Genomic DNA, 11438 nt, shown 5'->3' with positions numbered 1-11438 from the left:
CGCGATCCGCTCGGCGACCAGGTTCTCGCGAATCATCCCGTCCAGGCTGGTTGCCGTCGTGTATTCGGAGTGCGCTCGAGACGTCAACGAGTCCGGGTTGAGGTCCGGTGTGCCGCCGAGCTGGTTGATCCGCTCGGCGAGCTTGTCGGCGTGACCCTGCTCCTCGTTGGAGTGGACCAGGAACTCCGCGGCGACCGGCTCGGCGTCCAGGCCCTTGGCCGCGAAGTGGTGCTGGCGGTAGCGCAACGTGCACACGATCTCGGTCGCGAGCGAGGCGTTGAGCACCTCGATCACCCGGTCGAGGTCGGCGCCGTACGCCGACGTGACCGGACCCTTCTCCATCTCGATCCTCGCCTGCTCCCGCAGCGTCTTCACATCGGTCAGGAAGTCAGCCATCGAACCCTCCACGCTGGTGGTGACCCGCGCTCGCCACGGTTGGCCCTAGTATCTCCGCACCCCGAATCGGCACAACAACGGCCTAACCGGCGGCCGAAGCCCGGCGTCTGGATGATCACGGTCCCGGGCGCTCAACCAGACCCGGTCGAATGACGATTCAGCACCATGAGCACGCACCCGTGGTGGGCGGACGACGCCGTCGCGGCGAAGGTCCAGGAGCCGTTCCGGAGCGACGGCGAGTTCTGGACCAGCCTCGCCGCGAGCGCGGACGCCCTGCTCACCTTGGTGGCGGCAGCCGGTGTGTGCGCCGCGCTCGCCGTCTCCGGCGTCGGCGGCTGGGCGCTGCTGCCCTTCGTCGTACCTGCGGCGTTCACGACCCGTGCCTGGCTGGTCTCACGGCGCTCGAGCCGGCACAGCCAGGCGGTGTTCGAGGATCGCCGGTCCTGGCGCGAGGCCGAGCGCTCGGCGGTAGCGGCCGGCTTCATTCGCGTGCTGGGCCACCGCCACCACGACCGGCGCGGCTGACCCCGCGGGGGCGGCGAAAGGGCTCCCCTAGACTTCTCCCAGAATGTCCGTGTCGGTCTCCCCCACGACCTTCCGCCGGCTCTCCGTCGCCGTAGCGGTCTCGCTCGGTGCGATCGTGGTCACCGGCGCGGCGGTGCGGCTTACGTCCTCCGGCCTCGGCTGTCCGGACTGGCCGCGCTGCACGGCGACATCTCTTGTCGCACCCGCGTCCTACCACGCCCTCGTCGAGTTCGTGAACCGCGTGATCACCTCGCTCGTCGGCGTGTTCGTCGGCCTGGTGGCGGTCGCCTCGCTGCTGCGCAACCCCCGGCGCCGCGACCTCGCGTGGCTGTCCTGGAGCCTGGTCGCCGGCTTCCTCGGCCAGGCCGTGATCGGCGGCCTCTCGGTGCTCTACCACCTGGCGCCACCGTGGGTGATGGCCCACTTCCTGCTCTCGATGGTCTTGCTCTGGGCCGCTCTGGTCCTGGTGCACCGCGCGGACCCCGAGTGGTACCCACGTGCGCCCGATGTCGCCCGCCCGCTGGTGCTGCTCGGGCGGCTCCTGGTCTGCGTCGCCGCCGCTGTGCTGTTCCTCGGCACGGTCACGACCGGCACCGGGCCACACGCCGGGTCCGGAGCGCACGTCAAGCGACTGCACCTGCTTCCCCTCGAGCGGATCACCCAGTTGCACGCGGACTCCGCGCTGCTCCTGACCGGCCTGGTCATCGCGACGCTGTTCGCGGTGCGGCTGACGCCGACACCCGACTTGGTGCGTCGTCGCTCCAACTTCCTCGCCGGCATGGTCCTGCTCCAGGTCGCGATCGGCTACACGCAGTACTTCCTCAACCTGCCGCCGAGCGTGGTGGAGCTGCATGTCGCAGGAGCGACCGTGCTGTGGAGTGCGACGATCTGGCTGCAGCTCGGCTTCACCGCGCCGGTGCCCACACCGGGGGCCGAGCCGGCACTCAGACGAACTGGCTCAGCGCCACTGCGACAAACAACAGCGTCAGGTAGCTGATCGAGCGATGGAACAGCGCGAGCGGCTTGGGCTGCTCGCCGCGACGGACCCTGCGGTCCAACCGATGGGCCTCGACGAGGAACCAGGCGCCGAGCACGACGGAAACCGCCGCGTAGAGCGGCCCGGCTCCGAACGGGATCAGCAACAGCGAGGCCGCCACCATCGCCCAGGAGTAGACGACGATCCGCCGGGTCACCGACCGCTCGGTCGCTACCACGGGCAGCATCGGGACGCCTGCGGCGGCGTAGTCGTCCTTGAACCGCAGCGCCAGCGCCCAGAAGTGCGGTGGCGTCCAGAGGAACACCACCGCGAAGAGCACCACCGCGGGCCAGCCGACATCACCGCGAATGGCGGACCAGCCGATCAGCACGGGGAAGCATCCGGCCGCTCCGCCGATGACGATGTTCGACGGCGTACGCCGCTTCAGACCCAGGGTGTAGACGAAGACGTAGAAGGCGATCGCTGCGTCGGCCAGTCCGGCGGACAACCAGTTGACGCCGAGGCCGAGCACCAGCGTGGCGACCGCGCCCAGGACGATCCCGAACCGCAGAGCGGCGACCGGCGGGACCTGATGGCGGGCGAGCGGCCGGCGGCGGGTCCGCGACATCACCGCGTCGATGTCCCGGTCTACGAAGCAGTTGATGGTGTTGGCGCTTCCGGCCGCCAAGGTGCCGCCGACCAGGGTCGCGGCAGCGGTCCAGAGATCGGGCAGACCGCGCGCGGCGAGCACCATGACCGGGAGCGTGGTCACGAGCAGCAGCTCGATGATCCGCGGCTTGGTGAGGGCGACGTAGCGTCCGACGGTGTCGCGGAGCCCGGCTCCGAGGGCAACCGCGGGCGAGGCCACCTGGGTCACGTGGATCCTCTGGTTCGGGCGGGCCGTGCCCGGATCGCGGCTACCGCCGGCCGCGGGACGCGGCCAAGAGGAATCCTAACCGCGGCATTGCGCCCGGGCCGCGATGGGTATCACCGCCGGGGCGTTGCCCCGGCGCGCGCCGTCACTACGCTCGACAATGATCACTACGTCCGAGGAGCACTGTGAGCACTTCGAAGCAATCGGCACTCACCTGGACCGACGAGGACAAGCTCGCGGTCGACGTGATCCGGGGCCTCGCGATGGATGCGGTGCAGGCCGCGGGCAACGGTCATCCGGGCACCGCCATGAGCCTGGCCCCGGCGGCGTACCTGCTCTTCCAGCGGCTGATGCGCCACGACCCGACCGACGCCGCCTGGACCGGTCGGGACCGGTTCGTGCTCAGCTGCGGGCACTCCAGCCTCACGCTCTACATCCAGCTGTTCCTCTCCGGGTACGGCCTGACGATGGAGGATCTCCGGCTGCTCCGCCAATGGCAGTCGCTCACGCCCGGCCACCCGGAGCACGGCCACACGATCGGCGTCGAGACCACCACCGGTCCGTTGGGCCAGGGCGTCGGCAATGCCGTCGGCATGGCGATGGCCGCGCGCTACGAGCGCGGTCTCTACGACCCCGGCGCCGCACCGGGTGAGAGCCCGTTCGACCACACCATCTGGTGCTTCGCCTCGGACGGCGACATGGAGGAGGGCATCTCCTCGGAGGCCAGCTCGCTCGCCGGCCACCAGCAGCTCGGCAACCTGGTGATGCTCTACGACGACAACCACATCTCGATCGAGGGCAACACCCGGGTCGCCTTCAGCGAGGACGTCGGCGCCCGCTACGCGGCGTACGGCTGGCACGTGCAGCACGTCGAGGACGTCAACGACGTGCAGGCGGTGTACGACGCGTTCGTCGCGGCCAGGGCCGAGACCGGGCGCCCGAGCATCGTGATCGTGCACTCGATCATCGGCTGGCCGGCGCCGACCAAGCAGAACACCGGAAGCGCGCACGGCGCCGCGCTCGGCGCCGACGAGGTCGCCCGGACCAAGGAGATCCTCGGCTTCGACCCGGCGGTCAGCTTCTACTGCCCCGACAACGTGCTGGCGCACACCCGCGAGGTGGTCGACCGTGGCCGCGAGGCGCACGCGGAGTGGCAAAAGCGCTTCGACGCCTGGGCGGCGGGGAACCCCGAGCGGGCAGCGGAGTTCGAGCGAATCGCCAACCGCCGGCTGCCCGAAGGGTGGGACGCGAAGCTGCCCGACTTCGCCGGCGAGGAGTCGCTGTCCACCCGCAAGGCGAGCGGAGCCGTCATCAACGCGATCGCCCCGTCGATGCCGGAGTTCTGGGGCGGGTCGGCCGACCTGGCCGAGAGCAACCTCACCGACATCGAAGGCGCGGAGGACTTCCTGCCCGAGGCACATGGCGGTTCGCCGTACGGCCGGATCCTGCACTTCGGCATCCGCGAGCACGCGATGGGCGCGATCCTCAACGGGATCGTCCTGCACGGCGGCACGCGTGCCTTCGGCGGCACCTTCCTGACCTTCTCCGACTACATGCGGGGCGCGGTGCGGCTGGCTGCGCTGATGAAGGCGCCGGTGACGTATGTCTGGACCCACGACTCGATCGGGCTCGGTGAGGACGGCCCCACTCACCAGCCGGTCGAGCACTTGGCGGCGCTCCGCGCGATCCCGGGCCTCGACGTCGTTCGCCCCGCGGATGCGACCGAGACGGCAATCGCCTGGCGCACGATCATCGAGCACGGCGACCGGCCGGCCGGGCTGATCCTGTCCCGCCAGAACCTGCCGGTGATCGACCGCTCGACGCATGCGTCGGCGGACGGCGTCACCCGCGGCGCGTACGTGCTCGCCGAGGCGAGCAGCGGAACGCCCGAGGTGATCCTCATCGCGACCGGCAGCGAGACCACCCTCGCGCTACAGGCTCGCGACCTGCTCGAGGCCGACGGCACACCCACCCGGGTCGTCTCGATGCCGTGCCGGGAGTGGTTCGAGGCACAGGACGCCTCGTATCGCCAGGAGGTGCTGCCGCCGGCGGTCCGCGCCCGGGTGTCGGTCGAGGCGGCAGTGAGCTTCGGCTGGCGCGACTTCGTCGGCGACGCGGGCGAGTGCGTCTCCCTGGAGCACTACGGCGCGAGCGCGCCGTACCAGATTCTGTTCGAGCAGTTCGGGTTCACGCCGGATCGGATCGTCGCGGCTGCCCACGCCAGCCTGTCCAAGGTTGGCGCCACCAAGGGGTCGACCACCGGAAACTAGACCGACAAGCGAACTGAGGAGCAGCATGACCGACCCGCTGAAGGAACTGTCCGAAGCCGGCGTCGCCATCTGGCTGGATGACTTGTCGCGCGAACGGCTGGTGAGCGGCAGCCTGGCGACGATGATCCGCGACTCGCACGTCGTCGGCGTCACTACCAACCCGACGATCTTCCAGCACGCGATCAGCGGCAGCGCGCTCTACGACGAGCAGGTCAAGGACCTCGCGATCCGAGGGGTCGGCATCGGCGAGGCGTTGCGTTCCGTCACGGCGCACGACGTCCGCGCGGCGTGCGACCTGTTCCGGCCCGCGTACGAAGCGAGCGACGGTGTCGACGGACGGGTCTCGATCGAGGTGTCCCCTGCACTCGCCAACGACACCGAGAAGACGATCGCCGAGGCACGCGAGCTGTGGTGGCTGGTCGACCGCCCCAACCTGTTCATCAAGATCCCGGCGACCGTCGAGGGCGTGCCCGCGATCGAGCAGGCGCTGTCAGAGGGCATCAGCGTCAACGTCACCTTGATCTTCTCCCTGCAGCGCTACGGCGACGTCATCGACGCGTTCTTCTCCGGCCTCGAGCGCGCGCGGTCGGCGGGACACGACCTGTCGAGGCTCGGCTCGGTCGCGTCCTTCTTCGTGTCGCGCGTGGACACCGAGGTCGACAGCCGGCTGGACAAGCTGGGCACCGACGAGGCGAAGCAGCTGCGCGGCAAGGCCGCCATTGCCAACGCCCGGCTCGCCTACCAGCTGTTCGAGGAGAAGTTCGACTCCGATCGGTGGCGAGCGCTGGCCGCGGTCGGCGCGAAGCCGCAACGACCGTTGTGGGCGTCGACGTCGACGAAGGACCCGGCGTACGAGGACACGATGTACGTCGTCGAGCTGGTCGCTTCCGGAACCGTCAACACGATGCCGGAAAGCACGCTGCGAGCGGTCGCGGACCACGGCGTGATCACGGGCGACACGATCCGCTCGAACTACAGCGACGCGCAAAGCGTCCTCGATCGGCTCGCCGCGATCGGCATCGACTACGACGATGTCGTGCATGTACTCGAGATCGAGGGGGTTGAGAAGTTCGACACCTCGTGGAACGAGCTCACCGACTCCGTCCAGGGCGAGCTCGAGAAGCTGGCGGGTGGGAAGTGACCAACACGCCTGACGGCGATGGAACCGCGGTCCGGGTACATATCGGTGGCAGCGAGCTCAATGAGATCACCGACGAGACGATTGCGTCGCTTGCGGGCGTGCCCGCAGCGATCGTCGCGAAGGACGCGACGCTGTGGGGCCCGGACGCCGCCGACGAGGCGGCCATCCGGCTCGGTTGGCTCGACTGCGCCACGGTTTCGCGGCCGCTGGTGGCTCGGATCGAGGCGCTACGTGCCGAGCTCACCGCGGGCGGCGTCGACCACGTGGTGCTCGCCGGGATGGGCGGATCGTCGCTGGCGCCGGAGGTCATCGCAGGCACGTACGGCGTCGAGCTGACCACGCTCGACACGACCGACCCCGGCCAGATCGCCGCGGCCCTCAGTGACCGGCTGGCCGGCACCGTGCTCGTGGTCTCGAGCAAGAGTGGCGGAACGCTCGAGACCGACAGCCACCGGCGCGCGTACGAGGAGGCCTTCCGGTCGGCCGGGATCGACCCGGCCGACCGCATCGTCGTCGTGACCGACCCGGGCTCACCACTGCAGAAGATCGCCGACGAGGCCGGCTACCGCGTCTTCGAAGCCGACCCGAACATCGGAGGCCGCTACAGCGCCCTCAGTGCGTTCGGGCTGGTTCCGACCGGCTTGGCCGGCGTACCGGTCGGCGAGCTGCTCGACCAGGCCGCAACGCTCGACACGTTGTCCCACGACGGCGAGGAGAATCCGGCGCTCGTCCTCGGCGCCGCACTCGGCGGCTTCGGCAACGCCGGCCACGACAAGGTCGTGATCGCCAACGACGGTTCTGGCATCAACGGCTTCGGCGACTGGGCTGAGCAGCTGCTCGCGGAGTCGACCGGCAAGAGCGGGCGCGGCCTCTTGCCGGTCGTGGTCGCCGGCACCGGCGCACCCGGGTTCGACCACCGCGAGGACACGCACCTGGTCACGATCGGCGGGTCCCCCGGTCCGACCGGCACCAGCGTGAGCGGCCCGATCGGCGCGCAGTTCCTGCTCTGGGAGTTCGCGACCGCGGTAGCCGGCAAGGTGCTCGGCATCGACCCGTTCAACCAGCCCAATGTCCAGGAGTCGAAGGACAACACCAACGCCGTTCTGGACAAGGCGGGAGACGGGCCGCTCCCCGAGGGCGAGCCGGCCTTCGTCGACGGCGCGATCGAGGTGCACGCCGACGCCCACCTGCTCGGTCACGCAAGGGACATCCCCGGTGTCCTCGATGCGGTGATGGGTGCCATCGAGGAGCGCGGCTACCTGGCCGTCATGGCCTACCTCGACCGGATCCACGACGTTGCCGCATCCGAGCTACGCGACGTACTTGCGAGCCGCACCGCCCATCAGGTGACGTTCGGCTGGGGGCCACGGTTCCTGCACTCGACCGGCCAGTACCACAAGGGCGGACCCCAGGTCGGGGTCTTCCTGCAGATCACGGGGGCCAACGCGTTCGACATCGAGGTGCCGGGCCGGCCGTTCTCGTTCGGCCGCCTGCAGATGGCCCAGGCGCTCGGCGACAGCCAGGCGCTGGAAAGCCGTGGCCGCCCGCTCGTGCGGCTGCACCTGACCGATCGCGCGGCCGGCATCGAGCAGTTGCTCCGCGCCGCCATCGGCAGCGGGCCATGATCATCTCGGGGGCACCGGGCAACCCGCTCCGCGACCCGCGGGACCGCCGGCTGCCGCGCGTGCCCGGCCCGTGCGCGATGGTCGTCTTCGGCGTCACCGGTGACCTGTCCCGCAAGAAGCTCATCCCCGCGATCTACGACCTGTCCAACCGCGGCCTGCTACCACCCGGGTTCGTGTTGCTCGGGTTCGCGCGACGCGACTGGGACACCGGCGACTTCGAGACGCTCGCCCGCAAGGCGGCGCAGGCCGGCTCGCGTACCGAGTTCCACGACGACGTGTGGGAGCGAGTGGCCGGCTCGCTGGTGTTCCTTCCCGGTTCGTTCGACGACGACAATGCGTTCGATCAACTGGCCGACAAGCTGGTCGAGCTCGAGGCCAGCCACGGCATCCAGGGCAACGCGGCCTTCTACCTGTCGATCCCGCCGGTGGCCTTCCCCACCGTGCTCAAGCAGATGCAGCGCACGGGCATGGCGGACGACGCGAAGGCCGGCGGCTGGCGTCGCGTCGTGGTCGAGAAGCCGTTCGGCCATGACCAGGAGTCGGCTCGCGAGCTCAACTCGCTCGTCGACGAGGTGTTCGGCCCTCACAACGTGTTCCGCATCGACCACTACCTCGGCAAGGAAACCGTGCAGAACATGTTGGCGCTTCGGTTCGCCAACACCCTGTTCGAGCCGATCTGGAACGCACACTTCGTCGACTCGGTGCAGATCACGATGGCTGAAGATGTCGGCATCGGCGGGCGCGCCGCCTTCTACGACGCGGCCGGCGCCGCACGTGACGTGCTTCAGAACCACCTGCTTCAGCTGCTCGCACTCACCGCGATGGAAGAGCCGGTGTCCTTCGATGCCGAGTCGATCCGCACCGAGAAGCTGAAGATTCTCAACGCAATCTCCCTTCCCGACGAGCTCGGCCGGTACGCGGTCCGGGGGCAGTACGACCAGGGTTGGCTGGCCGGAGAGCGGGTGCCGGCCTACATCGACGAGAAGGACATCCCCAAGGACTCGATCACGGAGACCTACGCCGCCGTCCGGTTCGGTGTCGAGACCCGGCGCTGGGGGGGCGTGCCGTTCTACCTGCGCACCGGCAAGCGCCTGCCGCGCCGGGTCACCGAGATCGCGGTCGAGTTCAACCGCGCGCCACACCTGCCGTTCGACGCCACCGACACCGTCGAGCTCGGGCACAACCAGCTTGTCGTCCGCGTGCAGCCCGACGAAGGCGTCACTCTGCGCTTCGGCTCGAAGGTGCCCGGCTCGGCGATGGAAGTGCGCGACGTGTCGATGGACTTCCTCTATGGGGAGGCGTTCACCGAGTCCTCCCCCGAGGCATACGAACGGCTCATTCTCGACGTCCTGCTCGGGGACGCGACGCTGTTCCCCCGCAACGAAGAAGTCGACGCGTCCTGGCGGGTGATCGACCGGCTCGAGGCGTTCTGGTCCGGCCAGACCCCCGAGAAGTACCGGGCCGGCGAGTGGGGGCCTCGCGGCGCGGTCGAGATGCTGGCACACGACGGCCGGAGCTGGAGGCGTCCCTGATGGCAACCACGTTGTGGGACACCACGGGCGGCGACGTCGTCCGCGCGCTGCTCGCCGAGCGCCGGGCGGCCGGCGCGCTGGCATCCGGCCTTGCACTCACCCTTGTCGTCGTCGTCGACGAGAAACGTGTCCGCGAGGCTGAGGACGCCGCGACGATCGCGGCCGCCGCGCATCCCTGCCGAGTGCTGATCGTCATCCGGCACTCGATCGACGCGGCGATCCGGCTCGATGCGGAGGTCCAGGTCGGCGGTCGGCTCGGATCGACCGAGGCGGTCGTGATGCGGATGTACGGCCGGCTCGGGCTGCACGCCGAGTCCGTGGTCCTGCCCTTGCTCGCGCCCGACGCGCCGGTGGTCACGTGGTGGCACGGGCCGCCGCCGGACGAGATCGCCACCGATGCACTCGGAGTGCTCGCGAACCGGCGAGTCACCGACTCCGCGCAGGCCGAGGACCCGGTCGCGGCGTTGCGGATCCGTGCGCGGGACTTCCTGTCCGGCGACACCGACCTGGCCTGGACCCGCGCAACGCCGTGGCGATCCCTGCTCGCGTCCGCCCTGGACGGGGTGGAGAGCGAACCAGCGGCCGCCCAGGTGACCGCGGAGCAGGCCAACCCCAGTGCCGTGCTGCTCAGTGGCTGGCTGTCCGGCCGGCTCGGAGTCGAGAGTGCGGTCGACTCCTCGGGCGGTCCGGGCATCACCTGCGCGAGCGTCGAGACCAAGGACGCCGACGGGAACGACTACCGGGTTGCCGTCGAGCGGCCGGACGGGCGGGTCGCGACCCTGACCCGCGGCGAAGAACCGCCCCGCACGCTGCCGCTTCCCCGGCGCGGCCTCGGCGACTTGCTGGCCGAAGAGCTGCGCCGCATGGATCCCGACCCGGTCTACGCCGAGGCCCTCGCGACCGCCACCGGCGTACGGGTCGACCAGACGCCCGGATCCCGGACCCTGGTCTGGCGCGACCCCGCGCTCACGGCCACGTGAGCCCGCCGCTCGTCGTCGTCCACCGGGACGCGACGCTGCTCGCACAGGCCGTTGCCGCGCGGATCATCACCGCGGTCGTCGACGCCCAAGCGGCGCGTGGCGAGGCGAGCATCGTCCTCACCGGCGGCGGCATCGGTGGCGCGACGCTCCGCGAGCTCGCCGGCTCGCCGGCTCGCTTCGCGATCGACTGGCCACGGTTGAACGTGTGGTGGGGCGACGAACGCTACCTGCCACGCGGGCATCCCGACCGCAACGAGACTCAGGCCCGTGACGCGCTGCTCGACCAGGTCGACCTCACGGCGGCCCGCGTGCACGCCATGCCGGCGAGCGACGACCCCGGCGGCGACGACCTCGATGCGGCCGCCGAGCGCTACGCCGACGAGCTGGCCACCGCCTCCACGCCCGAGGACCATGCCGCCGCACCGCAGTTCGACATCCTGCTGCTCGGCGTCGGGCCGGACGGGCACGTCGCGTCGCTGTTCCCCGAGTCCCCTGCGTTGTACGACGCTCGCTCGGTGATCCCCGTGAGAGGGGCACCCAAGCCGCCGCCGACTCGGCTGTCCCTCTCGTTCGAGACCATCAATGCCGCTCGGGAGGTCTGGCTGATCGCGGCCGGCGAGGAGAAGGCGGCCGCGGCGCGGCTCGCGCTCTCCGGCGCCGGCTCCACCGCCGTGCCCGCGGCCGGCGTCAAGGGCAGGGTCGCGACCCGCTGGCTGCTGGACCGAGCCGCCGCCAGCCGCCTACCCAGCGATCTCGCCCGCCCCGCAAGCCCGTAAGCGACCGAGAATGCACGCCGACCGGATCGGCGGGAAGCGGCCGATGGTGAGGTGCGGGCTGGCAAGGCCGCAGGGAGCGCCGCAGGCTGGCCGCCTGCAAGCGACCGAGAACGCCGCCACCGTGACCGCAACGACCGGTACGCACCCCAACCGGATCGGCGGGAAGCTGCCGTTGGTGAGGTGCGGGCTGGCAAGGCCGCAGGGAGCGCCGCAGGCTGGCCGCCTGTAAGCGACCGAGAACGCCGCCGCCGTGACCGCAACGACCGAGAACGCACCCCAACCGGATCGGCGGGAAGCTGCCGTTGGTGAGGTGCGGGCTGGCAAGGCCGCAGGGAGCGCCGCA

Annotated in this window: 10 protein-coding genes; 8 read left to right on the top strand and 2 right to left on the bottom strand. The window is 70.4% G+C overall.

The window, feature by feature from the left end:
- The coding region (locus VME70_05730) for a ferritin-like domain-containing protein (protein HTW19699.1) at positions 1-396 on the bottom strand (396 nt) is incomplete at its 3' end.
- A gap of 165 nt (positions 397-561) precedes the next feature.
- Here VME70_05730 and VME70_05725 point away from each other — a divergent pair.
- A complete protein-coding gene (locus VME70_05725) occupies positions 562-921 on the top strand; it encodes a hypothetical protein (GenBank protein ID HTW19698.1) in 360 nt (119 codons plus the stop codon).
- Between the two features lie 43 nt (positions 922-964).
- Entirely contained in the window at positions 965-1918 is a 954-nt protein-coding gene (locus VME70_05720) for a COX15/CtaA family protein (GenBank protein HTW19697.1), read from the top strand.
- On the opposite strand, the gene VME70_05715 is transcribed toward VME70_05720, so the two are convergent.
- A complete protein-coding gene (locus VME70_05715) occupies positions 1866-2774 on the bottom strand; it encodes a heme o synthase (protein ID HTW19696.1) in 909 nt (302 codons plus the stop codon). The genes VME70_05720 and VME70_05715 overlap by 53 nt on opposite strands.
- Before the next feature lie 182 nt (positions 2775-2956).
- Between VME70_05715 and tkt the strand changes: the two genes are divergently transcribed.
- The 6 genes from tkt to pgl are packed head-to-tail and all read left to right on the top strand — an operon-like array spanning position 2957 to position 11095.
- Complete coding sequence (gene tkt, locus VME70_05710) at positions 2957-5041, top strand: transketolase (GenBank protein ID HTW19695.1); 2085 nt, start codon at positions 2957-2959, stop codon at positions 5039-5041.
- Between the two features lie 25 nt (positions 5042-5066).
- Positions 5067-6182, top strand: coding sequence for a transaldolase (tal, locus tag VME70_05705; GenBank protein ID HTW19694.1), 1116 nt, complete (start codon positions 5067-5069; stop codon positions 6180-6182).
- Positions 6179-7807, top strand: a complete 1629-nt coding sequence (locus tag VME70_05700) for a glucose-6-phosphate isomerase (GenBank protein HTW19693.1) — start codon at positions 6179-6181, stop codon at positions 7805-7807. Before tal ends, VME70_05700 begins: the two co-directional genes overlap by 4 nt.
- The gene (zwf, locus tag VME70_05695) at positions 7804-9339 is read left to right on the top strand and encodes a glucose-6-phosphate dehydrogenase (GenBank protein HTW19692.1); all 1536 of its coding nucleotides are present in this window, start codon (positions 7804-7806) and stop codon (positions 9337-9339) included. The genes VME70_05700 and zwf overlap by 4 nt, the downstream gene beginning before the upstream one ends.
- Positions 9339-10319 carry a glucose-6-phosphate dehydrogenase assembly protein OpcA gene (locus VME70_05690; GenBank protein HTW19691.1) on the top strand — a complete coding sequence of 327 codons (981 nt, stop codon included), beginning with the start codon at positions 9339-9341 and terminating at the stop codon, positions 10317-10319. The genes zwf and VME70_05690 overlap by 1 nt, the downstream gene beginning before the upstream one ends.
- Positions 10316-11095 carry a 6-phosphogluconolactonase gene (gene pgl, locus VME70_05685; GenBank protein HTW19690.1) on the top strand — a complete coding sequence of 260 codons (780 nt, stop codon included), beginning with the start codon at positions 10316-10318 and terminating at the stop codon, positions 11093-11095. The genes VME70_05690 and pgl overlap by 4 nt, the downstream gene beginning before the upstream one ends.
- Positions 11096-11438: the final 343 nt, after the last annotated feature.

It is taken from the genome of Mycobacteriales bacterium (assembly GCA_035504215.1).
Classification (GTDB): Bacteria; Actinomycetota; Actinomycetes; order JAFAQI01; family JAFAQI01; genus DATAUK01.
The sequence above is the reverse complement of the archived record's forward strand: the minus strand, read 5'-3'. Positions and strand labels throughout refer to the sequence as shown.

Excerpts from the sequence above, each read along its gene's own strand:
- tal (HTW19694.1), top strand. The coding sequence starts at position 5,067 with ATGACCGACCCGCTGAAGGAACTGTCCGAAGCCGGCGTCGCCATCTGG.
- VME70_05720 (HTW19697.1), top strand. The coding sequence starts at position 965 with ATGTCCGTGTCGGTCTCCCCCACGACCTTCCGCCGGCTCTCCGTCGCC.
- VME70_05690 (HTW19691.1), top strand. The coding sequence starts at position 9,339 with ATGGCAACCACGTTGTGGGACACCACGGGCGGCGACGTCGTCCGCGCG.
- VME70_05725 (HTW19698.1), top strand. The coding sequence starts at position 562 with ATGAGCACGCACCCGTGGTGGGCGGACGACGCCGTCGCGGCGAAGGTC.
- zwf (HTW19692.1), top strand. The coding sequence starts at position 7,804 with ATGATCATCTCGGGGGCACCGGGCAACCCGCTCCGCGACCCGCGGGAC.